This window comes from Pseudomonas sp. NPDC089741, assembly GCF_044748825.1.
GTDB lineage: Bacteria > Pseudomonadota > Gammaproteobacteria > Pseudomonadales > Pseudomonadaceae > Aquipseudomonas > Aquipseudomonas helmanticensis.
In genome coordinates, this window is sequence record NZ_JBIVGT010000017.1 from 39,000 (window position 1) to 64,214 (window position 25,215).

The 25,215-nt window shown below is 60.9% G+C and carries 16 protein-coding genes; 11 read left to right on the forward strand and 5 right to left on the reverse strand.

The features are described from left to right. Positions 1–68: 68 nt before the first annotated feature. From ACIPZE_RS17350 to ycaC, 7 genes are all read left to right on the forward strand, one after another. Positions 69–992 (forward strand): LysR family transcriptional regulator, encoded by a 924-nt coding sequence (locus ACIPZE_RS17350; protein WP_283435930.1) that lies wholly within the window; start codon positions 69–71, stop codon positions 990–992. Between the two features lie 146 nt (positions 993–1,138). Beyond that, a complete protein-coding gene (locus ACIPZE_RS17355) occupies positions 1,139–2,911 on the forward strand; it encodes a hypothetical protein (protein ID WP_400774135.1) in 1,773 nt (590 codons plus the stop codon). 172 nt (positions 2,912–3,083) lie between these two features. After that, entirely contained in the window at positions 3,084–5,969 is a 2,886-nt protein-coding gene (locus ACIPZE_RS17360; RefSeq protein ID WP_400774137.1) for an RCC1 domain-containing protein, read from the forward strand. Between the two features lie 154 nt (positions 5,970–6,123). Further along, positions 6,124–6,540, forward strand: a complete 417-nt coding sequence (locus tag ACIPZE_RS17365) for a DoxX family protein (protein WP_283435934.1) — start codon at positions 6,124–6,126, stop codon at positions 6,538–6,540. Further along, the gene (locus tag ACIPZE_RS17370; protein WP_283435935.1) at positions 6,533–7,159 is read left to right on the forward strand and encodes an antibiotic biosynthesis monooxygenase; all 627 of its coding nucleotides are present in this window, start codon (positions 6,533–6,535) and stop codon (positions 7,157–7,159) included. The genes ACIPZE_RS17365 and ACIPZE_RS17370 overlap by 8 nt, the downstream gene beginning before the upstream one ends. 43 nt (positions 7,160–7,202) lie before the next feature. After that, positions 7,203–9,041 (forward strand): amidohydrolase, encoded by a 1,839-nt coding sequence (locus tag ACIPZE_RS17375; RefSeq protein WP_283435936.1) that lies wholly within the window; start codon positions 7,203–7,205, stop codon positions 9,039–9,041. A 71-nt stretch (positions 9,042–9,112) separates the two neighbouring features. Then, on the forward strand, positions 9,113–9,736 hold the full coding sequence (ycaC, locus tag ACIPZE_RS17380) for an isochorismate family cysteine hydrolase YcaC (RefSeq protein ID WP_007913541.1): 624 nt from the start codon (positions 9,113–9,115) through the stop codon (positions 9,734–9,736). A 222-nt stretch (positions 9,737–9,958) separates the two neighbouring features. On the opposite strand, the gene ACIPZE_RS17385 is transcribed toward ycaC, so the two are convergent. Both ACIPZE_RS17385 and ACIPZE_RS17390 read right to left on the reverse strand, forming a co-directional pair. Further along, positions 9,959–11,386, reverse strand: a complete 1,428-nt coding sequence (locus ACIPZE_RS17385) for a mechanosensitive ion channel family protein (protein ID WP_129394594.1) — start codon at positions 11,384–11,386, stop codon at positions 9,959–9,961. 190 nt (positions 11,387–11,576) lie between these two features. Continuing rightward, on the reverse strand, positions 11,577–12,593 hold the full coding sequence (locus ACIPZE_RS17390) for an alpha/beta hydrolase (protein WP_283435937.1): 1,017 nt from the start codon (positions 12,591–12,593) through the stop codon (positions 11,577–11,579). A 228-nt stretch (positions 12,594–12,821) separates the two neighbouring features. On the opposite strand from ACIPZE_RS17390, the gene ACIPZE_RS17395 reads away from it, so the two are divergent. After that, positions 12,822–13,721, forward strand: a complete 900-nt coding sequence (locus ACIPZE_RS17395) for a LysR family transcriptional regulator (RefSeq protein ID WP_283435938.1) — start codon at positions 12,822–12,824, stop codon at positions 13,719–13,721. Between the two features lie 206 nt (positions 13,722–13,927). Here ACIPZE_RS17395 and ACIPZE_RS17400 read toward each other — a convergent pair whose 3' ends face one another. From ACIPZE_RS17400 to gspG, 3 genes are all read right to left on the reverse strand, one after another. After that, entirely contained in the window at positions 13,928–14,557 is a 630-nt protein-coding gene (locus tag ACIPZE_RS17400) for a hypothetical protein (protein WP_400774143.1), read from the reverse strand. Between the two features lie 74 nt (positions 14,558–14,631). Then, a complete protein-coding gene (locus tag ACIPZE_RS17405; RefSeq protein ID WP_283435940.1) occupies positions 14,632–15,819 on the reverse strand; it encodes a type II secretion system F family protein in 1,188 nt (395 codons plus the stop codon). Positions 15,820–15,833: 14 nt separating this feature from the next. Continuing rightward, entirely contained in the window at positions 15,834–16,262 is a 429-nt protein-coding gene (gspG, locus tag ACIPZE_RS17410) for a type II secretion system major pseudopilin GspG (RefSeq protein ID WP_129394590.1), read from the reverse strand. A gap of 205 nt (positions 16,263–16,467) precedes the next feature. Here gspG and ACIPZE_RS17415 point away from each other — a divergent pair, with 205 nt between their 5' ends. The 3 genes from ACIPZE_RS17415 to ACIPZE_RS17425 all read left to right on the forward strand — a co-directional run bounded on the left by ACIPZE_RS17415 (position 16,468) and on the right by ACIPZE_RS17425 (position 25,210). Further along, a complete protein-coding gene (locus tag ACIPZE_RS17415) occupies positions 16,468–17,076 on the forward strand; it encodes a lytic transglycosylase domain-containing protein (RefSeq protein WP_129394589.1) in 609 nt (202 codons plus the stop codon). A 201-nt stretch (positions 17,077–17,277) separates the two neighbouring features. Beyond that, complete coding sequence (gene mnxG / locus ACIPZE_RS17420) at positions 17,278–23,115, forward strand: manganese-oxidizing multicopper oxidase MnxG (RefSeq protein WP_400774148.1); 5,838 nt, start codon at positions 17,278–17,280, stop codon at positions 23,113–23,115. A 172-nt stretch (positions 23,116–23,287) separates the two neighbouring features. Continuing rightward, the gene (locus tag ACIPZE_RS17425) at positions 23,288–25,210 is read left to right on the forward strand and encodes a YncE family protein (RefSeq protein WP_283435942.1); all 1,923 of its coding nucleotides are present in this window, start codon (positions 23,288–23,290) and stop codon (positions 25,208–25,210) included. Positions 25,211–25,215: the final 5 nt, after the last annotated feature.

Genomic DNA, 25,215 nt, shown 5'->3' on the forward strand with positions numbered 1-25,215 from the left:
TCCAGACGCCCCTGATCGCGTACAGTGCAGAGCACTTGCGTCTGCCAGGCTAAAAGGAATCCGTGCCCATGAACCGTAACGATCTGCGTCGCGTCGACATGAACCTGCTGGTGATTTTCGAAGCACTGATGTTCGAGAAGAACCTGACCCGCGTCGCCGAAAAACTGTTCATGGGCCAACCGGCAGTGAGCGCGGCACTCGGTCGCCTGCGTGATCTGTTCGACGATCCATTGTTGCTGCGCAACGGTCGGGGCATGGAGCCGACAGCGCGGGCGCTGGCGATTCTCGAAGAGCTGCAGCCGGCGATGGACGTGATTTCCGGAGCGGTCAGCCGGGCCAAGGAGTTCGACCCGGCAACCAGTTGCGAGGTATTTCGCATCGGCCTGTCGGATGACGCTGAATTCGGCCTGTTTCCGCCATTGCTGCGCCAGCTTCAGGAGGAAGCACCGGGCATTGTCGTGGTCGTCCGTCGCGCCAATTACCTGCTGATGCCGGCATTGCTGGCGTCCGGCGAAATCTCTGTCGGCGTCAGCTACACCACCGATCTGCCGGCCAACGCCAAGCGCAAGAAGCTGCGCGATATTCCGTGCAAAGTCCTGCGTGGTGATGATCGCCCGGGGCCGCTGACCCTCGACGAATACTGCCAGCGCCCGCACGCGATGGTGTCGTTCTCCGGGGATTTGAGCGGCAATATCGACGTCGACCTGGCCAAGGTCGGCCGCTCGCGCCGCGTGGTGCTGGGGGTGCCGCAATTCAGTGGTTTGCGGGCCTTGCTCGCCGGCACCGAGATGATCGCCACCGTGCCGGATTACGCGGCGTGCGCGTTGGTCGAAGGTTGTGCGTTGCGCGCCGAAGACCCGCCGTTCCCGATTGATGCAGCGCAGCTATCGATGGCGTGGAGCGGCGTGCATGACAATGATCCGGCCGAGAAGTGGCTCAGATCGCGGATTGCGCAGTTCATGTCGGCTGCGCTGGATATCGAGCAGAAATGAGGCTGTGCATAGTCCCCGGATCAACCTGCGCTGTTCGTCGGGAGCATACCTTGACCTGTAACTTCTGACAGTAGCGCCAATGCACATTCCAGTGTGTGATGAGGTGGTGTCCTTTGGGGCCATATCAATCATGCAAGGAGTGAATGATGAACCGTCCATTGGCCACGATCACCACTGACGACTTGCCACCACCTTTCGTTCGGGAGAGCTCGGCTCCCGCCCTCTTGAATCCGGCGCATGCCAGGTATTCGCTGACGATCGTCGTGGAAGCTGTCCTCGAGTCCACCGACAGAATCAGTGTCAAATGGCAGGGCGCACCGGGTACTCCCGCCGAGGGCTCATACACCTCGGGCTTTTCGGAAGTGGGCGACAGACGCCCGGTAGAGCAAAGTTTTTCGTTTTCGTTGGTGTCTATCAACCAAGGCAGGACGGTCACGCTGACCTACGACATCATTCGCGGCAACGCCGCGCCAGTCACGTCTCAACCGCTGATTCTGTACGTGTTGCCGTTGGCACAGAGTGATCTGCCCAGGCCGTTTATCGAGCAGGCAGAACACGCCGGTGAGGGACAGCTGCTGTTTGTGCACGACCTGAGCCTGTTTGCGTTGAGAATCAATGCGTGGCTGCTGATCAGGCGAGATCTTTTTTTCTGGGCCTGGCTCAAAGGCACCAACGCCAACGGCAGCGTATTTGAACAACGTTACTGGTTTGCTCCCGACAACCTGGTCGGCCAGGACTTCTTCCGCTTTGGCTTTTTCAGGAAAAACTTCCCCGCTGATCCGCTTAAGGGACTCAAGGATGGCAGTGTGCTGACTGTCGAGTTCAGTGTTTCGTTCGATGGTAGTCAGGTCGAGGCTGATGCAATCCGCTTCGCACCGCGCCACTACATTGTCAGAACCCGTGCGTCTCCCACTCCGGGAAAACCCGCCATCCTCTCGGTTAAAGATGCCGCCGGCCAAGACATTGCCAATGGTGGCGAGACGACCGATACCGGGATAACAATCAGCGGCAGCGCGACGGCCGGCGAACAAGTGGAGGTTTTTGACAGGAGTGACTCCAAGGGCATGGTTCGCGCCGATTCCGGTATTTGGCAGCTTCCCTTGTCTCCTCTGAGTGTCGGTCCGCACCCGTTAAAGGCACAGGCATTGTATGGCGATGGAGAGATCTCCGACCTATGGACGATCACCGTCAAGCAGGTTCAACGTGGTGAGCTGTCCATTCAGGAGTCTGCCGATAGCGTCAATCTCGACCCGCTGAATGCCACCGCTTCCCTGACCGCAGTGCTGGATTACGACCAGCAACCCACCGATATGGTTTCTGTCACGGTGAAGGCCGCTGACGGTACCCCTGCTGCGGGTTCACATACCTCCACGCCGATTGCGGCGGGCACTACAACACCTTTGAAGATCAATTTGCCGGTGTCGCTGGTGGCATTCAGCATCGGAAAAATAATGGAGGTGACCTTCACCTATACCCGAGGCGCTTCTGCCCCGGTGACTTCGCAACCTCTACGCCTCAACGTCTTGCCGATTGCCCGTGATCGACTCACGGCGCCACTGATCACTCAGGCCAACGGCACCGATATTCTCGATCTGAAAGACGTTCAATCCGGCGCAAATCTGTTGTTTGGTGCCTGGCCGCACATTTCTGTGAGTCAACGTATCTGGCTTGATCTGGAAGGACAGAAAGACACCGGGACGCACAACCTGCGGATGTGGGCGGGGACGACGAACATGGTGCATCGAGCCTGGGCTACCAATGGCAGCTACAGTTCGCTGATATCGGCTAATTATCTGCGGCTGCTGAGGGATGGCAGCAAGCTGGTCATTCGCTTCAGGGTCAATCTGGATCAGGTTGCGAACCTCGATACGGCAGCGATCTTTCAAACGCGTGAGTACACGATTCGTGCTGTGCCTTAGCCAATTCGAAACCTGTCCGTTCTACTGTGTGATGAGCCGGGGAGATTTGTCTTTCCAGACGATACCGTTCGTCTTGAGTAGGCACACAACTGTCAGAACTGTCAGGTGCGCAATGCACTGAATCGCGTTCTGCTAGGACCTGTCCACACCTCACTGCACAGGAACCAGGCACATGAGTACTTCGCGATCCAATGACGCCGGCGTATTGGTAATTTATCCACCCGACATTCCTCAGGCAGTCCACTCGGTGGTGGGCGCAGACGTTGGCATATCGTTGAAAATATCCGATCAGGTCGCCGACGGGCTCGGGGCAACGGTCCGCGTTGACCCGATTGCAAGTGGTACGGTAACTCCAGGCGACGTCATTCAACTGTTTCGCGTGGGGGAGTCGGCATTGCTGGACAGTCAAATCATCTATGATGTCAATGCGGTGATTTTTCTGCGCATTCCGAATGGACGGCTGTCTTTCGACCTGGTCAATCAGCTGTTCTTCAATATCGTGCGCGGTAGTCAGAACATCGCCAGATCGCTGGATCTGACTGCGCTGTACAACAAGATTCGTCCAGGACTCAAAGACAAACAGCCTACGGTCGAAGGCCATAGCGAACTGAACTTGTTGTTACCCGATGAAATTCTCAAAGGCGTTGGCGCGGACTTTTCCAGTGCTCAGGTTTGCGTCAGTTATCCGTATTGCCGGGCTCACGACGTGATCACCTTGAAGTGCAACGCCAGCCTTCTGCACTACACCGTCAAGCCGACTGAGGCGCCACCGCCACCCAATCCGGGATCGGCCGTTCCCATCACCGTTTGTTTCCTCGTGACCCGGGCCTTTCTCGACAGCGCCAAGCGGGCGGACCAGACATTGGAGTTCGTTTTTACCGTCACCGATCAACTTGGCAACACCGTGGATCCCGACGCACTCTGGTCGGCTTCGCAGATCGTCGACGAGAATCTGGATGGCACCCGGTTCGCGCCCCTGATCTTTCGGGAGAACCAGACGGACAGCGGCGATGTCTCGGAAATTGTCGACCTGGAAAAACTCGGTAAAAACCCGCTGCTGTTGATTGTATTCACCACCGATAATCGTCTGCGCTCAGGCGACATCATTCGGGCGACTTTTCTTTCCGAGGTTGCAGGTCAGCCGAACGTGGTGGTCGAGGGCAAGATCGAAGCCGACGATTTCGGCCAGCTCAAGCCCGTCATCTTGCCAGTGGCCAATGACAAAGTGATTTCCGGTGATGCGGTAAGTGCCAGTTATGAGGTATGGCGCAACGGTGTGCTGATTGGCATTTCCAGCACCGCTACGGCGCGGGTGGTGGGCGAAGGCTTGCCGGAGCTGCAACCGCCGCGATTGCAGAAGTCAGTTGACGGCGTGTTCGATCCAACGGATCCGGCCAACCTTCAAGGGGCGAACGGCCAGGTTGAAGTTCTTGGGTTTCAGCCGGGCGATACGGTTCGGCTGATTGTCGAAGGCGCTCCGGGCGCAGGATCGCCAGTGTTTGAGGCGAAGTCACTGAACGCCAACAGCCGGGCGAACTTTCCTCTGGGTCTGGCCTTTGTCGCAGCGAACAGGGGTAAATCGGTCAAGCTTCATTTCTTGTTACTGCGCAATGGCCGGATATTCGAATCGCCATCGTTGTCGGTTTTCATCAGTGAAGCGCCGAGTCTCGTTGTGCCTCTGGTCATTGGCTCGCGCGGGACCACGGTCAGGTATTGGTCGAATAAAGGCAGTTCGCGGTTTCTCTCGGCGCTTGATCCGGTCAGCCTCCAGCCGCTGGAAACAGTCTGGCAGTACGAAGGCGATAGCCAGCAGTTTCGCGGTCAGCGCTTCGATGATTTACAACCCCAGCGTTTGCTTCGGGTTGGCAGCGCTGGATATCAGGTGGTGTTGCAACGCTCCAATATCTTCGGCAACGGGTGGGGTGATCCCGCTACGCCTCGCGAAGGACATGCGGTGCTTGTCGCCCTGCGGGATTCCGCCAGTCTGGTGGCATGGGGCGATCGCGGCTACGGGGGGATTCTGCCGCCAGCCATTGCTGCGCTGCGCGATATCACTGAGGTGTTCGGTGGTGCACGGGCTATTGCGGCATTGCGCGCTAATGGTTCTGTCGTCGGCTGGGGCGACGCCGGTTTCGGTGGTGTGGTGTCCGCCGAAGTTTCGCGCTTGACCGACGTCATCAAAGTCACCCCTGGCGGCTATGGCTTTGCGGTCATTCGCGCCAACGGTCAGGTGCAGGCATGGGGGGACGCCCGCTTTGGCGGGGCAGTACCAGCGGCCATCGCTGGCCTGCGCAATGTCGTCAGTGTTTTTGCCACGGTCTCCGCTTTTGTGGCGCTATTGGCCAATGGGCAAATTGTCGCTTGGGGCGATGCCCGTTTTGGCGCTGCCTTGCCGGCAGAGATCGCCGCGCTGCGCGATATTGTCGCCGTCACCTGTAACCACAACGCGTGTGTGGCGCTCAGAGCCAATGGCACTGTAGTGGGTTGGGGGGAAGGCCGCTCTGGAGGGGATGTGCCCGCCGACATCGCCCGACTCAGCAACATTGTAGACGTGACCAGTTCCGGTTCTTCGTTTGCGGTGCGGCTGTCCAGCGGGCGAGTCGCTGCGTGGGGCAATCCGGCCGCCGGTGGCTTGGTGCCGTCAAGCATTTCCGCCTACACCAACGTCATCGAGATCATTGGCGGCGGTTATGGTTTTGCAGTACGCCTGGACACTAACAGGATCGATACGTGGGGCGATCAGGACCAGGGCGGCAGGGTTCCCGATGCAGTGGCGCGGCGTGACGACATTGTGCAAATCGCCAGTACCAATGGCGCCTATGCGGTGCTGTATGCCGACGGCACAGCCGATGCGTTCGGCAATCCGCTCTGGGGGGGCGATGTCCGTTCAGTCGCCAGTCAATTGACCGGCGTCAGGGCAATAATCGGTAACGCCCAGGCATTTGCCTTTCTGACGGCTGACCGCCGAGTGGTGACCGCCGGACTGGCGGGCGGCGGTGGCAATAGTGATGGGGTTCAGAATCAACTGCTCCGGCAGCTTTCCTATCACCTCGGTTAGCCAACAGATTGTTTACGTTGCAGGCACTGCCGAAGCTTTCGGCAGTGCCCGCAGCGGGTCATTGCTTTCACTTTGAAGAGAGCACGTACGTTCAAGTTTTCCCCTCCCGGCCTCGGCATTATTACGTTCGATAATAATTCAAGGGCGTGAGGTCATGAACACTTCGCAACAGGATGAACGGGCGCGCGACCTCGGTCTGCTGTTCCTGCGGGTCAGCGGCGGGCTGTTCCTGTTATGGGTGCACGGCTTGCCCAAGCTGCTGGATTTCAGCGCGCAGCTGCAACTGATCGAAGACCCGTTCCACCTCGGTGCCCACCTCACGTTGATCCTGGCGATCTTCGCCGAAGTCGTCTGTCCGTTACTGATCGTCGCCGGATTACTGGCGCGATTGGCCTGCGTGCCTATTCTCTTTGTGCTGCTGGTGGCGCTGTTGGTCGTGCATCCGCAATGGAGTGTGGCCGAGGGGCAGTTCGGCTGGTTGCTGTTGATCCTGTTTGCCACTGTATTGATCGCCGGGCCGGGACGGCTGGTGATTCCTGTTCGTTTGCCCGGAGCGCTGCGTTATGCCTGAAGTCCTCAATCCACAAGCGCCGGGGGCCGATGAGACGGTCACGCTGATCGTCAAGCACCGGGTCAAGGCCGGTTTCGAGTCGGCGTATGAAGCCTGGCTGCGCAATATCGTGCGGGTGGCGGGGCTGCGGGAAGGGCATCTGGGCGTGGACGTGGTACGCGGCAAACGTGCCGGTCTCGATTTCTATACCTGCGTGCTGCGTTTCTGTTCGACCGAAGCGATGCAGCAATGGCTGGAGTCATCCGAGCGGCAGGCGTTGGTCGACGAAGCTGCGCCAATGCTGGCGGATGGCGACCAGACCGAAATCGCGCCGGTCAACGAATTCTGGTTCTCGCCGCTGGCCGAAGCCGCCTCGCCACCGCCACGCTGGAAACAAGCGGTGATCACGTTGCTGGTGATTCTGCCGCACACCTTGCTGGTGCCGTTGATCTGGGGGCCGCTGCTCAAGCTGCACCCATTGCTTTCCAACTACGTGGTCGCGACGTTCCTGATCACCCTGACCATCGTTGTGTCGGTGGTGTACGTGTTCATGCCTCGCGTAACGCGATTGTTCGCACCCTGGCTTGAAGCCGGTCAGGCCCATGAACACCTCGATTCCCAAGAAACCTCGCCACGCTGAGCGCGCGGGGTTTGCTCCTTTTTACTTTGCTTGAGGAACTGCGATGAGCGCCGATCTGATTCTGTTCAATGGCCAATTTCATACCGTCGACCGCACCAAACCACTGGCGAGTGCGGTGGCAATCACCGACGGCCGCTTCGTCGTCGTCGGCAACGACAATCAGGCCATGGCCCTGCGCGGGCCGAACACGCAAGTGGTCGATATGCATGGCCGCTGCGTCATTCCCGGCCTCAACGACTCGCACTTGCACCTGATCCGTGGCGGTTTGAACTACAACCTCGAACTGCGTTGGGAAGGCGTGCCGTCGCTGGCCGATGCGTTGCGCATGCTCAAGGATCAGGCTGACCGCACGCCGACCCCGCAATGGGTGCGTGTGGTCGGTGGCTGGAACGAATTCCAGTTCGCCGAAAAACGCATGCCGACGCTGGAAGAAATCAACCAGGCCGCGCCGGACACCCCGGTGTTCATCCTGCATTTGTATGACCGCGCGCTGCTCAACCGCGCCGCATTGCGCGTGGCCGGCTACACCCGCGACACGCCGAACCCGCCGGGTGGCGAGATCGTCCGCGACAGCAACGGCAATCCGACCGGCATGCTCGTCGCGCGGCCGAACGCGATGATTCTCTATTCGACGCTGGCCAAGGGACCGAAGCTGCCGCTGGAATATCAGGTCAACTCGACCCGTCAGTTCATGCGCGAACTCAATCGTCTCGGCCTGACCAGTGCGATTGATGCCGGCGGCGGTTTCCAGAATTACCCGGACGATTATCAGGTCATCGAGCAACTGGCCAAGGACGACCAGTTGACCGTGCGTATCGCCTACAACCTGTTCACCCAGAAGCCGAAAGAAGAGCTGAGCGACTTCCAGAACTGGACCGGCAGCGTCAAGTTGCATCAGGGCGACGACTACCTGCGCCACAACGGCGCCGGGGAAATGCTGGTGTTCTCGGCGGCCGACTTCGAAGATTTCCTCGAGCCGCGTCCGGACCTGCCGCAAACCATGGAGCAAGAGCTGGAACCAGTGGTGCGCCACCTGGTTGAACAGCGCTGGCCGTTCCGTTTGCACGCGACTTACAACGAATCGATCAGCCGCATGCTCGACGTGTTCGAGAAGGTCAACCGTGACATTCCGTTCAACGGCTTGCCATGGTTCTTCGACCACGCCGAAACCATCACCCCGCAAAACATCGAACGGGTCAAAGCGCTGGGCGGCGGCATCGCGATCCAGGATCGCATGGCGTTCCAGGGCGAGTACTTCGTCGACCGCTACGGCAAACAAGCCGCCGAGGCGACCCCGCCGATCAAACGCATGCTCGCCGAAGGTGTACCGGTCGGTGCCGGCACCGATGCCACCCGCGTTTCCAGCTACAACCCGTGGACTTCGCTGTACTGGATGGTCAGCGGTCGCACCGTCGGTGGTCTGGCCTTGTACGAAGAAGGTTTGCCACGCACCACCGCGCTGGAACTGTTCACCCACGGCAGTGCCTGGTTCTCATCGGAGCAGGGCAAAAAGGGCCAGATCAAGGTCGGGCAACTGGCGGATCTGGCGGCGTTGAGCGCGGACTTCTTTCATGTCGAAGAAGAAGCGATCAAGTGGATCGAGTCGGTACTGACCGTGGTCGGCGGCAAGATCGTCTACGCCGCCGGCGACTTCGAAGACCTCGGCCCGCGCTCGATTCCAGTGTTGCCGGACTGGTCACCGGTGGTGAAAGTCCCGGGCCACTGGCGGCCGAATTCGCCATTGCAGGCGCAGGTTCACCAATGCAGCGGGCCGTGCGCGGTGCACACCCACAGCCATGAAAAAGCGCGGATGTCGAACGCGCCGGTCAGTGACTTTGCCGGTTTCTGGGGCGCGTTCGGCTGCTCCTGCTTCGCCTTCTGATTTTCCCCAAAGCGCCGGCCATGCGGTCGGCGCTGCACGTTTCAACCATCCGTCCATCCAGGAGTTTTCCCATGAGCGTTCCTTACACACGTCTGAACAAAGATGATGCGGTTGTGCTGCTGGTCGATCACCAGACCGGCCTGATTTCGCTGGTACAGGATTTCACCCCGAACGAATTCAAGAACAACGTGCTGGCGCTGGGCGACATCGCCAAGTTCTTCAAGCTGCCGACCATTCTGACCACCAGTTTCGACGCCGGCCCGAACGGCCCGATCGTGCCTGAATTGCGTGAGCAGTTCCCGGATGCGCCGTTCATTCAGCGCCCAGGCCAGATCAACGCCTGGGACAACGAAGACTTCGTCAAGGCGATCAAGGCCACCGGTCGCAAGCAACTGATCATCGCCGGTGTGGTGACGGACGTTTGCGTAGCGTTCCCGACCCTGTCGGCAATTGCTGAAGGCTATGAAGTGTTTGTCGTGACTGACTCTTCCGGCACTTTCAACACCACCGTGCAGCAAGCGGCGTGGGCGCGGATGTCGGCGGCGGGTGCACACCTGTTGAACTGGTTCTCGGTGGCGTGCGAGCTGCAGGGCGACTGGCGCAACGATATGGAAGGCTTGGCGCATTTGTTGTCGGAGCGTCTGCCTAACTACCGCAACCTGATTAACAGCTATACCAAGTTTACTGCCAAGTAATTTTGTGTCAGCTGGAAGAGCCCCTCATCGGAACGCCGCCCGCCTAACCCTCTCCCGGAGGGAGAGGGGACTGACCGAGGGGTTCTTTCGAAGTACGCCGACGTGCAGTACCGAGTCGAACTCCGATCTTGAAATACATGGAGATCGGCTCCCTTTCCCCTCGCCCCCCGTGGGGGAGAGGGCTGGGGTGAGGGGGAGGCTTTTGATCTTGATCTTGCCGCTTCAACGCTTTTGCAACCAACCCAAAAACCCACCTTTCCTCACCGCCACCGGTTTGGCCATCAACGCGAGGCGACTGTTCTGCTGACGCACCGCCTGCAACTTGTTCAACGCCCGGCCAATTTCAGTGCGCTGTTCCATGCACTGGCGAGTGAGGTTTTTGTCGAGACGATAAATGATGCTCGACGTCAGCGCCGTGAACGTGGCTTGCGATGGAGTATCGGCGAGAATGCTCTGCTCGCCCATGACTTCGCTCGGTCCCATTCGTCCGGCTTCGATCTTGCTGTCACCGTCCGGCACGGTGGCACTGACCACGCCCGTGGCAATCACGAACAAACTGTCCGGCACTTCGTCCAGATCCAGCACCACCTGGCCCGCTGCGTATTGCTGCGCGACCATCGATTCGGCCAGGCGATCACGTTCGTCGCTACTCAGCGAACGGAAGATTTTCACTTCATCGAGCAACGCACGGGCGCGGGTCGACGGTTCGATCACGCCGTCCGGATGCCGCGAAATACCTGCCGCTTCCAGATGCCGGTGGGCGAGGTCGAACAGCTGATTGCGCACTTCGCTTTTCTTGCCAAGCTCGGCAATGAAACCGCTGGCGACGTATTCGGACATGGTTTCACCGGCCTCTTTCAGCACGGCTTTTGGCGCCGGCGTCAGCAACAGCGAGCTGCTCCCTTGCAGCGTACGATCCAGAGCATCGAGCACCCGACGTGGGCGAATGTGATTGGGTACCTGAATGCTGATCGACACGCCGTGCATGTTGGTCGGACGGCTGAGGTTGACGATCTTCGCCTTCGCCGCCACCGAGTTCGGCACCACGGCCATGGTCCCGGCGCTGGTCAGCAGATGCGTGGCGCGCCAGTCGATGTCGAACACTTTGCCTTCGACGCCGTCGATCATCACCAGATCATCGACCTGATAAGGTTTGGTGGTGTTGAGCACGATCCCGGAAAACACGTCGGCCAGGGTGCTCTGCAGCGCCAGACCGACGACGATCGCGACCACGCCGGAGGTGGCGAGCAAGCCTTTCACCGGCAACTCCAGCACGTAACCGGCGGCGGCAACGATGGCCACCAGAAACACCAGCGCACCGATGACGTCCTGCAACAAACGACCGCTGTGACCGATACGGCGCATCAGCGCCAAGCCAATCACCTCGGTCAACACCCGCGCGGCGTACAGCCACCAGAGAATCCCCAGCGCAGTGGCACCCAGTTGCGCGACGCGATCATCGGCGAACAGCGGTGCTTGCAGCGGGCTGACGCCGGCGTTGATCACCAACGCGGTGAAGGCCAGAAACAGCGCCAGTCGCACAGCCACTCTTGGCGCACGATGGGTGAAAGGCGTGAAGTGCCAGAGCACGGCGTCGAGAAGCAGCAGGGCGGCACTGAGGGACAGCAGGTGGGTGAGGAGGAAGGACATGACAATCTCCGGAGCTGCAGCAGTGTTGAAGAAGTTTCTGGTGGGGAGGAGGTTTTTGTGGCGAGGGGATTTATCCCCGTTCGGCTGCGAAGCAGTCGTCGCTCTTTAGTCTGAAAAAGCGGGGGCCGCTTTGCAGCCCAACGGGGATAAATCCCCTCGCCACAATTTTGGTTGTGGCGAGGGCTTGGGCTCAGTTCAAATGCGTCTTCAGCTCAGCCGCCGCCTGACGCACCGCCGCCTTCACTTCAGGAATCTGACTCAACGGATTGAGCAGACCAAAATCATGAATCATCCCGTTGTAACGCACCGCAGTCACCGCCACCCCGGCCGCATCCAGGTGCCGCGCATAGCCTTCGCCTTCATCACGCAACACGTCGAATTCGGCGGTTTGCACCAGTGCGGCAGGCAGGCCTTTGAGCTGTTCGCTGCTGGCGTTGAGTGGCGAGGCATGGATCTGCGCACGCTCGGCCGGGTTGGTGGTGTAGTTGTCCCAGAACCACTGCATCATGCCTTTGGTGAGGAAATGGCCTTCGGCGAATTGCTGGTACGAGCCGTCGTCGAACTGCGCATTGGTCACCGGCCACATCAACAGCTGGAAACGCAGTGTCGGGGTTTTCTGCTCCTTGGCCATCAACGCCACGACCGCCGCCATGTTGCCGCCGACGCTGTTGCCGGCCACCGCCAGACGCTTGCCGTCGACACCGATGTCCTTGCCGTGCTCGGCCACCCATTTCGTCGCGGCGTAGGCCTGGTTGATCGCGGTCGGGTACTGCGCTTCCGGCGATGGCGTGTAGTCGACGTAGACCGCGACGGCGCCAGAACCCACCACCAAGTCACGGATCAAGCGTTGGTGAGTCGGATAATCACCGAGCACCCAGCCGCCACCGTGGAAGAACATGAACACCGGCAAGTCGCCTTTGACCTTGGCCGGACGCACCACTTTCAGGTTGATCGTCTGGCCGTCGACCTTGATTGCCTTGTCGCTGACTTCAACACCGGACAGGTCGACCTTTACCGAAGCCTGCGCACCGGTCAGCACCGCACGGGCGTCTTTCGGGCTCAGTTGCTCAAGGGGTTTGCCACCGCCGGCGGCGAGGGCATTGAGGAAGGCCTGGGTGTTGTGTTCGACGCCGGAGGTCTCGGCGGCGAAAGCGTTGCCGATAGAGAGTGCGAGCAGGGAAGCGGTCAGGGTCTTTTTAATGTTCATGTTCAATTCCATTTTCGAATGTGTGAGGTAGGAGCTGCCGCAGGCTGCGATCTTTTGATCCTGTTTTTGCCTTTACCCGATGTCAGCGCAGATCAAGATCAAGAGATCGCAGCCTGCGGCAGCTCCTACCGGTAAGGGGTTGTTTTCAAACCGTTAACACAGATTAATAGGCTGCTGAAAAGTGAAAAAGCGGCTATAAAGCGTTTAACTGTCTACCAGAGAGTGACAATGAACCCGTTCGAAGACATGCGTATTTTTTGCCAGGTCATGGACTCCGGCAGCTTCACGTCGGCGGCTGATCAGTTGGGGCTGTCCAAGCAGTTCGTCAGCCGTCGGTTGATGCAGCTGGAGGAGCGCCTCGGTGTGCGGTTGTTGAATCGCTCGACCCGGCGCCTCGACGTCACCCCGCTAGGCCAGAGCTATTACGAGTCGGCCTTGCGCCTGCTGGGCGAAGTCGAACAGGTCGAGCAGGGTATCGCCGGGCAGACCGCCGAGCCACGCGGAACGATTCGTCTGAGTGCGCCGTTGTCGTTTGCCGTCGCGCATCTGGGCTGTCTGCTGCCGGTGTTTTTGCAGCGCTATCGCGACGTCACGGTGGAAGTGGATCTGAGTGATCGGCCGGTGGACTTGCTCGGTGAGGGCTACGACCTGGCACTGCGGATCGGTGTGCTGGAAGATTCGACGCTGATTGCCCGGCGCATTGCTTCCATCGAACGGGTGTATTGCGCCAGCCCGGCCTATCTGGCCGAACGCGGCATGCCGCTCAAGCCTGAAGATCTCCACAGCCATGACTGCCTGCCTTACGGGCATGGACGTTCGGTGCAATGGCGATTCAATGCGGGGCAGGGCAAACCGGTGTTGGTGAATGTCACCGGGCGCATGCGCGTGAACAACGGCGAGTTGCTCCGGGACGCGGCGGTGCAGGGGATGGGGATTACTTATCTGCCAACGTTCATAGTCGGCGCGGCGCTGAAGGATGGCCGGCTGGTGCCGGTGCTGGATGATTTGCGCCCGGAGCCGCTGACGTTGTCGGCGGTGTATCCGCAGCATCGGCAGGCCTCAAGGCCGGTGCAGGCGCTGGTCGAATTTCTGCGCGAACGCCTGAACCAGAGCAATGTCGCCCTCTGATTTATACGCAGATCAAATTGTAGGAGTGAGCCTGCTCGCGATAGCGTTTCGTCTGTCACAGCTTCAGTGTCTGAATGACCGCTATCGCGAGCAGGCTCACTCCTACATTGGGATTATGGTTGTCTGCGGAATATGTAAACGCCACAAAACCCTTTTGGGAGCTGGCAAGCCAGCTCCCAAAAGGGTTGCGGTGTTTTCAGGATTGATCAGTTGGCGCGCTTGTCATCGCCCGGCTCACCGCCGACATGTACACCGCGATCGTCGCCCGGTTCACCTGCTGCGTGCAGGCCCCGGTTATTGCCGACTTCACCGGCGCGGTGGACGCCGTGATCATTGCCGACTTCACCGGCGCGGTGGACGCCGTGATCATTGCCGACTTCACCGGCGCGGTGGACGCCGTGATCATCGCCGACTTCACCGGCACGATGGACGCCATGGTCATCACCCGGTTCGGCATGGGCGCCGTTGCGGCCGGAGGAGGCGCTGTTGCCGGAGTGCCCTGAGCCATGGTCGCTGCCGCTGTGGCCACTGTTGCCGCCGCCACCGTTGCCGCTATTGCCTCCGCCACCGCTTCCACCACTGCCGCCGCCACCCCCGTTTCCGCCGCTCCCTCCGCCGTTGCCGCCGTGGCTTCCACCACCGCCATTACCGCCACCACTGCCGCCACCACCACCGGCGCTCCCTCCGCCACCGCCACCGCTACCACCTCCGCCGCCACTCCCCCCATCCTTGGCGTGAGCACTGGACACCCCGGACAGGCTGTCCGGAATCAATACCGTGGACGCGGACAGAACTGCGCCGATGGCCATTGCGAGCACGAGCTTTTTAATGTGCATATCGTTCTCCGTCTTTGTGGTCTTGTTGGGAACGTCGATGAGCGTTGTGACACAGATCCAACCGGTTCCCGGGGTCAGTGAATACTTGAAGCCAGTTCGAAAATCGGGATGTACATCAGGATCACGATGACCCCGATCAGCAGGCCGATGAAGGTCATCAGCAGCGGCTCGAACAACTTCACGAACCACTCCAGCCAGCGACTGATTTCCTCGTCGTAGAAGTCGGCGCTGCGTTCCATCATCTGCCCGAGGTTGCCGGACTGCTCACCCGCCCGCAGCAGTCGCAGGGACACCGGCGTCACCAGTTCATTGAGTTCCAGTGCGGTGGACAACGATTGTCCCTCGCGCACCCGCTCGCAGGCCTGATCCAGTCGCGTCCGCGAAGCCACGGTGAGCAAGCCACGGACCATGGCCATGGCGGTCACCAGCGGAATCCCGCCTTGCAGCAGAATCCCCAGCGAACGATAAAACCGCGCCAGCTCGTACATGAAAATCCGTTGATGCACCGCCGGCAATTTCTCCACCAGCCGGTCCAGCCCACGGCGAAACGCCGGTTGTTTTTGCAGCACGGCGAGGGCGGTCACCAACGCGACCAGCGCGCCGAAAAACTCTGCCTGATGCGCGTGCAGAAACATGCCGCTGCTCATCAACACCTGCGACAGCCACGGCAGGTTATTGCCCAGACCTTCAAACACCAGACTGAAACGCGGCACCACGTAACCCATCAAGAACAGCACCACGCCACCGCCGACTATCAGCAACAGCATCGGGTAAATCGAGGCGCTGATGATCTTCTGCCGCACCTCGTCCATGCGCTGGCGATAGCTGACGTAGCGGCCCAGCGCATCGCCGACCGCGCCGGTCTTCTCGCTGGACTGTACCAGCGCCACGTACAACGGCGGGAACACCGCCGACAACTGGCCCAGCGCCTGCGAAAACGATTTGCCCTCGTACAGCAGGCGCACCAGCTCACTCAAGGTTTTCCGGGCAGCGGGGGCGGATTCTTTTTCGGCGAGGCTTTCCAGTGCATCGATCAACGGTAGGCCGGCGTTGAGCAGCGTGGTCAGTTCCTGGCTGAACAACACCAGATTGAACGTCTCGCGCTGACGCCAGCGCAGTGAGCGCCAATGTTTCTCCGCATGCAGGCTGACTACGCGCAACCCCTGATCCTCGGCAATCCGCCGCGCTTCGCTGTCGCCCGGCGCTTCCACGCTCAAGGACACCACGCCAGCCTTGCCGACCGCCTTCAAATGAAATCGCATGGGCTGCGCTCCGCTTACTGCCAGTTGGTCACTTCGGCGTTTTCGCCTTCGCCACCGGGCTGGCCGTCCTTGCCCATCGACAGCAAGTCGTACTCGCTGTTTTCGCCGGGATAACGGTAAGCGTAATTACGCCCCCACGGATCCTGCGGCAGCTTTTTCTGCAAGTACGGGCCGGTCCATTTCGCCTCGTCACTCGGTGCGGTGACCAAGGCCTGCAAGCCCTGTTCGGTGGACGGGTAGTGGCCGACTTCCAGTCGATACAAATCCAGCGCCTTGCTCAGCCCTTCGATCTGCGCCTTGGCCACTTTGACTTCCGAGCGACCGAGTTGAGCGAAGTATTTCGGCGCGACGATCCCGGCCAACAGGCCGAGCACCACCAGCACCACAAGCAATTCGAGCAGGGTAAAACCGCGTTGGCCACGCGGACGAAATTGCAGCTTCATGATGACCTCCCGTGAGTGGCAGCCGTGTCGCCAACAGGGCTTATGCAATTGCCATGCTCAGCCCCGTCGAAAAGCTGATGATTGGCTGCAAGCCTTGTAATACGTGCATCTCACGAGTCGGCACAGTGCTTGCGTATGGCTCAAGCGTGATCGGCCATTGGGGCATTTCCCCCAATTTATCGGGGTCGATCCGGGGAGGCCCGACATGAAATTTCTCGCCAGCGGATTGCTCGGTTGTGTACTGCTCAGCGGCGCCGCGCAGGCCGATGTATTCATCTCCGTGGACGCCAAGGGCAGCTACGTGCTGTCCAACGTTCACCGGCCCGGCCGCACTTACGAACGGGTGATCCATGAGGCTGAAGCCGCTGTGGTCAGCCTCGATCAGCAGCCGCAGATGATCGCCAACCAGCCCTACGCGGAATTGGTTTCGGCGGCGGCCAAAGTCAACCAATTGCCTGAAGCGCTGCTGCATGCGGTGATCAACGCCGAGTCGCATTACAACCCCGGCGCGACCTCAGCCAAAGGCGCGGGCGGGCTCATGCAATTGATGCCCGACACCGCGCGTGAACTCGGTGTGACCGACGTCTACGACCCCAAGGCCAACATCCAGGGCGGCGCTCGATACCTCAAGCGCCTGATGACCTTGTTCGACAACGACATTGCCCTCGCCGTGGCGGCTTACAACGCCGGGCCCGACGCGGTGCTCAGCCGTGGCCGGGTGATTCCGCCGTTCGCCGAAACCCAGCGTTATGTGCCCAACGTGTTGCGCCAATACCGCCGCCTGCAAGGGCTGGCGGCAGATTCACCGTTGTAGCCCTACACCGGTTTTCCCCACTTTCGGGGTAAACCGGACAGACCCGGAAAGTGGGGAAAACCGGTGGGGAATATCCCCCGGGTTCTCAAGTGGTCGCGGTAACTGATTGAACGCTAATGCAATTTTTTTGTGGCACGCGGATTGCTCCGAGGCATTTGTCGAGAAGTGTTCCCAAGAGCACCCACTACGAGGTTACTGATCATGGTTGGCATTCATCACGCTCCGTCTCTGTTGAACTGGCTGGTGATTCTGGCCTCGATGCTCAGCGTCGAGCTGGCCAGCGCGGCCGTGCGTTGCGAGCGCAACCTGGTAGCCAACGTCGTCGCCTTCGATCAACCGCTGATGTTCAACCGCCTCGGCGCGCAGAACATCAACGGCATGATGTTCGCCCTGCGCCGCGACGTCGTTGATGACCGCAATATGTCGCTGGCCTACGGCGGTTCAGCAGTGCCGGGCAAGGTTTCGCTGCGGCCGGACAAGCGGCCACGGCCATTGGTACTGCGGGTCGCCGCCGGGGATTGCCTGACGATCAATCTGCAGAACCTGCTCGACTATCAGGCCAACCCGAACAAGCACTTCGAGAATGAAGGTGAAGAAGAGGAAGGCGTCGAAAACGCTAACGCTGGCGAAGACTTCAAAGTCGATGAGCAAGTCGCTGACCGCCACGTTGGTTTTCAGGTCAACGGCCTGCAAGCAGTGAACAGCATCGATGACATTTCCTCGTTCACCGGACGTAACGCCAACACCTTGGTACCGCCGGGCGCGAGCCGTTCTTACACCCTGTATGCCGAGCGCGAAGGCGCGTTTGCCGTCAGCAGCCGTGGCGCAACGTTCGGTGGCGAGGGCGCGGCCGGCAACGTCGCCAATGGTTTGTTCGGCCAGGTCGTCGTCCTGCCCAAGGGTGGTCGCAGCTATCGCAACACCCTCACTGAAGAAGAAATGCGCCTGGCCACCACCGGCCGCGCACCCACCGGCCAACCGATCGTTGATTACCAGGCGCGCTACCCGCAACGCGAACCGTGGTTGCGTGAGGGCAAGGCCGGTACGCCGATAATCGGCATGGTCGACGGCAACGAAATCATCTCCAGCGAAAGCGATGCGATTGTCATGGGCAGCAACGCCGATGGCAGCTTCCCGCCCAGCACCTATCCGCTGGAATCGATCGGAAAACGCACCCCGGCGATCCCTAATCGACTGGAAGCGTTCCGCGATTTCGCCTCGCAATTTCAGGACGAAACCGCTGCCACCCAAGCGTTTCCGGCGTACTGGGCTGATCCGGTGATGGCTCATGTGCTGGAGCCGACTCGCGATTCGTTCATGATCAACTACGGCTCGGGCGGCATGGGCGCCGAAGTGGTGGCGAACCGTTTGGGCGTCGGGCCGATGCACGATTGCCTGTCTTGCGCCTACGAAGAATTCTTCCTCAGCTCGCACACCGTTGGCGATGTGGCGATGCTGGTCGATGTGCCGGCCAACGCGGGGCTTGAGAACATCGCCCCCGGCCAGATACCGCGCGCTGATCAGATCGGTGTGAAAGCGACCATGGCGCTGTATCCGTCGGAGCCATCGAACGTCAACCACAGCTACATCGGTGATTTCGTCAAATTCCGCAACACCCACAACGGTCACGAGCAGCACATCTTCCACTTGCACGGCCATCAGTGGCTGTTCAACCCCAACGACGACAACTCCGATTACGTCGACGCTCAAGGCATTGGCCCGGGTGCCGGCTACACCTATGAAATCGCCAACGGCGGTTCCGGCAACCGCAATCGCGTGGCCGGTGATGCGATCTTTCACTGCCATTTCTATCCGCACTTTGCCCAAGGCATGTGGGCCATGTGGCGGGTACACGATGTGTTTGAAGAGGGCACCCGGCTCGACGTTTCCCAGCAAGGCGCTGACGGCTATCACAACGAACCGTTTGCCCTGCGCAGTGGTAAACCGGCGACCGGCGCACGCGCCTTGCCTGACGGCGAAATCGTCGCCGGCACACCGATTCCAGCGATAGTGCCGCTGCCGGGCAAAGCCATGGCACCGATGCCGGGCAAAGTCGTGGTCGTGCCGAAAATCGGCGAAACCCTGATCGCCGGCAATGATGACGACGAGGAGGAAGAAGAGGGCGATGACGATGGTGAGCACCATGGCGGCAATGCCGGCGGTCAAGCCATCGGTTCGCTGGCGCTGGTTGATCGCAGCGAAGCCAACCGCAATGCCGACGGCAGCCTGAAAAACCCTGGCTATCCGTTCTGGATCGGCGGCATGGAAAGCTCGGTCGGCCAACGTCCGCCAACGCCGCCGCTGGACATGCTCGACGCCGCCACCGCGCAGTCGCTCAAGGCCAGCGGCAAAGCGCTGTGGGCCAACCTTGATCCGGCGCAATCCGGTGGTTGGAATGGCGGCTTGCAGCGGCACGCACTGGATGGCGTCGCGGCCGGTGGCGAAGCGCACACCGTGACTACTTCGCTGGACTTCTCCAAGGAAGTCACTCGCGCCAAACCGATTTACCTGCCGGAAGAGGGCACCGAAGTAGAACAAGCGGCGATGGCTTTCCACGCGAAAAAAGATCACCCAAGCTATGCCTTGCTGCCCGGCAATCAAGTGGTGGCCAAGGCGTTCCGCACCAACGGTGCCTTGCCGATGGCCGGTGCGCCGTACTACGAACCGTGCATGGACGACCGGCAAAAACGCTTGACCAGCAGCGCTGGCAGTGGCGAATTCAATAGTGGTGAACGCATCGACGGTCTGTCCTTTGTTGGCGCCTCGAGCTTCACCGCCGACCGCCCACGGATCTACAAAGCCGCCAACATCCAGTTCGATGCGGTGTACAACAAGGTCGGTTATCACTTCCCGCAGGCGCGCATTCTGGCACTGTGGGAAGACGCCTGGCCGGTGATCAGCAAGCAGCGTCCACCAGAGCCGCTGGTGATGCGCATGAACACTTTCGATTGCGTGCAATACCAGCAAACCAACCTGGTGCCGGCCACCTATGAGATGGACGACTATCAGGTGCGCACGCCGACCGATGTGATCGGCCAGCACATTCATTTGCCAAAGTGGGACCTGACCTCGGCGGACGGCTCCTCCAACGGCTGGAACTACGAGGACGGCGTGCTCTCGCCCGGCGCCGTGCAGGAACGCATTCACGCGATCCGCGAATTCAACCAATGCGCAAGTACTGACCCGCGTGACGGCAGCCAGGTCTGCCCGAAAGCCAAGAACCATCCGTTCTTCGGCCAGTACGGCCGCGCCGACTGGGTTGGTGCGCGCACGGCGATGCAGCGCTGGTTCGTCGATCCGGTGGTCAACGCCAAAGGCGTCGATCGCGGCCTCGGCACCATCTTCACCCACGACCACTTAGGCCCATCGACGCACCAGCAGATCGGTCTGTACGCCACCGTGTTGGCCGAACCGGCCGGTTCCACCTGGTTCCACGCCGAAACCGGCGAGCCGTTGTACAGCGGCGCGCGGCAGGACGGCGGTCCGACGTCGTGGCAAGCGGTGATCAATACCGGCGACCTCGATGGCGACGGCAAGAACGACAGCTTCCGCGAGTTTTTCCTCGAATACAGTGACTTCCAGCACGCCTATGAAGCCGGCGTCTATGTCGGCGCAGGTCCCAACGGTGTGCCAAATACACAAGCGTTCCCGGCCACCGCCGACAGCTTCCGCTATGCGATCAATCCGCCAGTGCGCAACAACGCCAGCAATCTGCTTGAAGGCGTGCTGGAAGTGCAGGGCGGTCAGGTGCCGGGCTGCCCGAGCCGGCCTTGTCCGCAGGCGATTTCGGTGGATGATCCGGGCATGTTCGTCGTCAACTATCGCAACGAGCCGCTGGCCCTGCGCGTGTACGACCCGAACAAGGTCGGCCCGGACGGCAAGCGCGGGATGCAGGCCGACGGCCTCGGCGGCGATCTCTCGTTCGCCATGCAAAGCCGCACCGACCGGGCGATCCCGGCGATGAACCTGGCGCCGAATCTGCTCACCGCGGCCACCGGCCCAACCGGCGGCACCACGCTGTTCCCGCCGCACATCAACAAGGGCGGCGCTGAACCTGGCGATCCGTTCACGCCGATGCTGCGTACCTACACCGGCGACAACGTGCGGTTGCGGGTGCACGCCGGCGGCCATGAAGAGGAGCACAACGTCACCCTGCACGGTGTGAAATGGCTGCAGAGCGGTTCCGGTTTCGGCAACAGCTCCAACTCTGGCTGGCGTGCTTCGCAGATGATCGGCATTTCCGAGCAGATGGGCTTTATTGCGCCGGTGTCGATGCTCTCCAGTTCGGCGGCGACCACGGGTGATTATCTGTACTCGATGGACGCTTCGATTGAAGGTTACTGGAGCGGTATCTGGGGCGTGATGCGCAACTACACCGCCAAACGCAATGACCTGTTCGCCATCCCCAACAACCCGAATCCGGCGGGCATGCGCAACACTGTGGCGTTCGAGGGCAGTTGCCCACGGATCAGCGCCAACCCCAATGGCATCGGCACCCGGCCGACGGTGCAACGCAACTATGAAGTGGTTGCGGCGCTGGCCAACGACATTCTCGGCAATGCGCTGGGCCTGACCATCGGCGACCCCGAAGGGCTCGGTCAGCATGTCGGCGGGCCGTTGAATCCGGCGGGCGGCACCCTGGTGCTGAACTCGCGCACGGTGAGCATTCCACAAGTCACCGTGACCGATCCGGAGGATGGCGAAACCATCACCATCGGTGGGCAGAGCGGGCCGCTGCATGATCCGACCGCGATCCTCTATGTGCGCAAATCCGATCTGGATCCGCTCAGCGGCAAGCTCAAACCCGGCATCCCGGTCGAACCGTTGGTGCTGCGCGCCGCAGCGGGGGATTGCCTCAACATCACCCTGGAAAACCGTCTGCCGAGCGTGATGCCGGACCTGACCCAGACCGCTGTGATGCAAGGCATGGTCAAGCGTGATCGCAACAGCGGGCTGGGCTCGACCACCTTCAGCAACAACCTGATGCGGCCGTCCAGCCACGTCGGCCTGCACGCACAACTGCTGGCGTATGACATCACCAAATCCGACGGCGCCAACGTCGGCGCCAACCCGATCCAGACCGTGCCACCGCGCGTCGGCAACAGCGGCGCGTACCCGACCCGTACCTATCAATACTACGCCGGGCACCTGGAACGCGAAGGCAAACCGGTGACTCAACTGGGCCGCAGCGTCGACAACATCAACGCCACGGCGGTCGAGTTCGGCGGTTTGAACATCACTCCGGCGGACGTGATCAAGCAGCCGCAAAAAGGTCTTGGCGGGGCGATGAGCATTCTGCCGATCGGCGCGACCTGGGTCGACGATGCGCGCAAGGTCAACGCCACGGTCACCGCGCCGGGGCAGACCAGCTATCGCGACTTCGCGATGGTCTGGCACAAGGCGCTGAACACCCGTTGGGCCAATGGCCGGCCGGTGGAAGGAATTGCCGCTGAAGGCTTCAGCGTGCCGACCGATCCGCAGGACAACTCGAGCATGGCGATCAACTACAAGACCGAGCCGCTGTGGTACCGCTTCGGCCTTGCCCCGGATGCACCGTTCGGGCATGCCGATGGCGCGGGTTATGGCGACATGACCAATGCGCACATGGCTTACAGCAATGCGCTGGTGGGTGGCGACCCGCAGACGCCGGTGCTTTACGCCAAACCGGGGCAGCCGTTGCGTACGCACATTCTGATGCCGAGCGGTGGCAGTCGCGGCACCACGTTCCAGCTCGACGGGCATGTCTGGTCGGTGAACCCGTTCCAGGCCGAGAAGAGCGATGTCGGTGGTTATCCGATGGGCTCGCCGGGCGTCGGCTCGGTGCGCTTCGGCTACAACCCGATGTCGATGTACATCGGCGCCCACGAAAGCGTCCTGCCGGCCGCGCACTTCAGCTTCATGATCCCAAGCGCCGGCGGCAGCAATGCGATCCCGGGGGATTACCTGTTCCGCGACTACGCCGCCTACGGCAACACCTCCGGGTTATGGGGTTTGCTGCGCGTGACCAACGAACCGGAACCGGCGCCGCAGGGGCAATAGGCCCAACGGTAATGCCCCGGCGGATGGAGGTGGCGGGATGAATGCAAATCCCGTGTAGGAGTGAGCCTGCTCGCGATTGGGACAACTCGGTTTCGGACGGTGCGGCGGATGACGCCATCGCGAGCAGGCTCACTCCTACAGGGAATGGGTTTGCAAATCAGGGGAGGGTGGTATGAACAGGATCATCAACATCATTGGTATTTGCTCACTGGCCATGGCCGGGGCGGTGCTGACGCTGAGTGAGATTGCGCTGGCACAGACCGGCAGCGGGCAGACGCTAAGCCGTGATGGCGTTTCGGTGGATTTCAAGCTTCAGCCACTGGCCGCCGACGGCAAACTGCGCGAAGGCGAATTCGCCGATGTGCAGTTTCGCATCAGCGACAGCGCTTCCGGCCAGCCTCTATCTGGTGTGGCGCCGGGCGCCTGGGTCGATCCGCAAACCCTCGCCGCCGATCAGGCGCAAGGCCGCGACAAAAACTGCAAATCCCGCGTCGGCGTGTTCCTCAAATCCAACATCGGCGCGCGGCCATTGCTCGACCTCAACAGCTATTTCCTGCTGGTAATGAACCGCGACGCCAGTATTGCAGTGGTCGATCCATCCGTGTCGGTTGGCGGCATCACCAGCACCCTCGCGCGCATCGAACTCAAGCAACCACCGATGGACTGGGTTACGCCCAAAGACAATAAACGCGTCTTCGTTTCCATGCCGACAGCGGGCGAAGTCGCCGTCATTGACAGCGAACAATTCAAAGTCCTCGATTCGATCAGCGCCGGCAGCCAACCGTTTCGCGTCGCCCTGCAACCGGACGAACGCCTGCTCTGGGTCGGCAACAATGCGAGCAAAGCTGAAGACTCCGGCGTCACGGTGATCGACAGCCAAAGCCTCAAACCCCTCAAACATCTGCAGACCGGACGCGGTCACCACGAAATCACCTTCAGCAAGGACAGCCGCTTCGCCTTCGTCAGCAATCGCGACGACGGTACCGTCAGCGTGGTCGACATCGCCAGCCTGAATATCATTCAGCAGATCAAAACCGGCGCGCATCCGCTGTCAGTCGCCTATTCGCCGCTGTCCGGCGCGGTCTACGTGGCCGATGGCAAGGACGGCACCGTCACCGTGATCGACGCCAGCACCCACGCCATCCGCCGGGTGATCAAGCTGCAACAAGGCCTCGGCCCGATGGGCTTCAGCGCCGACGGCCGTTTCGGCATGGTACTCAACACCGTGGAAAACCGCGCGAGCGTCATCGATGCCGCGACCAACAGCGCGATCCATGATCTGGACGTCAGCGCCGAACCCTACCAGGTGGTGTTCACCCAGGCCTACGCCTACATCCGCGGACTCGCTTCGCCGAAAGTCACCATGATCAACCTGTCCTCGCTGGGCGAAGGCCGCCAGCCGATCAGCCAAAGTTTCGAAGCCGGCCCGCAAGCACCGCGCCTGGCCGGGGATCTGCCGCTGGCCTCAAGCCTCGCGGTTTCACGCGACGACAACGCGGTCTTCGTGGTCAACCCGGTCGACAACACCACCTACTTCTACGCCGAAGGCATGAACGCGCCGATGTCCGGTTACCCCAACCGTGGCCAGATCGCCCGCGCCGCCATGGTCATCGACCGCAGCCTGCGCGAAGTCTCGCCGGGCCTCTACAGCGCCAGAGTGAAACTACCGGCGGCGGGGCGTTTCGACGTGGCGTTCCTGCTCAATCAACCGAACATCATTCACTGCTTCACCGCGCAGATCGATAGCGACGGCAAACCGCAAAAACACCTCGGCCAGCCGAAAGTCGAGTTCCTCCTCGACAAGACTGCCGTGGCGCTCAACGACCCCTACGTCGTGCGTTTTCGCATCGTCCAGGGCAAAGACAAAACCCAGCGTAGCGGCGTCAAAGACGTCCAACTGCGCTACTACCTCGCGCCCACCTCGCATCCGCGTGAAGTGGCGGCGCTGGAAGTCGCCGACGGGGTTTACGAAGCACCCATCACCCTCGACCGCAGCGGCGCCTGGTACCTGCACGTGCGCGCGGCATCGCTGGGCGCCGCTTTCGATGACAAGACCTTTGCCAGTGTCCGGGTAACCCCCGAGCCGATCCGTTGAAGAGG

Bases quoted from the DNA above. Each gene is read 5' to 3' on its own strand.
- ACIPZE_RS17350 (WP_283435930.1), top strand. From the start codon at position 69: ATGAACCGTAACGATCTGCGTCGCGTCGACATGAACCTGCTGGTGATT.
- ACIPZE_RS17355 (WP_400774135.1), top strand. From the start codon at position 1,139: ATGAACCGTCCATTGGCCACGATCACCACTGACGACTTGCCACCACCT.
- ACIPZE_RS17360 (WP_400774137.1), top strand. From the start codon at position 3,084: ATGAGTACTTCGCGATCCAATGACGCCGGCGTATTGGTAATTTATCCA.
- ACIPZE_RS17365 (WP_283435934.1), top strand. From the start codon at position 6,124: ATGAACACTTCGCAACAGGATGAACGGGCGCGCGACCTCGGTCTGCTG.
- ACIPZE_RS17370 (WP_283435935.1), top strand. From the start codon at position 6,533: ATGCCTGAAGTCCTCAATCCACAAGCGCCGGGGGCCGATGAGACGGTC.
- ACIPZE_RS17375 (WP_283435936.1), top strand. From the start codon at position 7,203: ATGAGCGCCGATCTGATTCTGTTCAATGGCCAATTTCATACCGTCGAC.
- ycaC (WP_007913541.1), top strand. From the start codon at position 9,113: ATGAGCGTTCCTTACACACGTCTGAACAAAGATGATGCGGTTGTGCTG.
- ACIPZE_RS17385 (WP_129394594.1), bottom strand. From the start codon at position 11,386: ATGTCCTTCCTCCTCACCCACCTGCTGTCCCTCAGTGCCGCCCTGCTG.
- ACIPZE_RS17390 (WP_283435937.1), bottom strand. From the start codon at position 12,593: ATGAACATTAAAAAGACCCTGACCGCTTCCCTGCTCGCACTCTCTATC.
- ACIPZE_RS17395 (WP_283435938.1), top strand. From the start codon at position 12,822: ATGAACCCGTTCGAAGACATGCGTATTTTTTGCCAGGTCATGGACTCC.
- ACIPZE_RS17400 (WP_400774143.1), bottom strand. From the start codon at position 14,557: ATGCACATTAAAAAGCTCGTGCTCGCAATGGCCATCGGCGCAGTTCTG.
- ACIPZE_RS17405 (WP_283435940.1), bottom strand. From the start codon at position 15,819: ATGCGATTTCATTTGAAGGCGGTCGGCAAGGCTGGCGTGGTGTCCTTG.
- gspG (WP_129394590.1), bottom strand. From the start codon at position 16,262: ATGAAGCTGCAATTTCGTCCGCGTGGCCAACGCGGTTTTACCCTGCTC.
- ACIPZE_RS17415 (WP_129394589.1), top strand. From the start codon at position 16,468: ATGAAATTTCTCGCCAGCGGATTGCTCGGTTGTGTACTGCTCAGCGGC.
- mnxG (WP_400774148.1), top strand. From the start codon at position 17,278: ATGGTTGGCATTCATCACGCTCCGTCTCTGTTGAACTGGCTGGTGATT.
- ACIPZE_RS17425 (WP_283435942.1), top strand. From the start codon at position 23,288: ATGAACAGGATCATCAACATCATTGGTATTTGCTCACTGGCCATGGCC.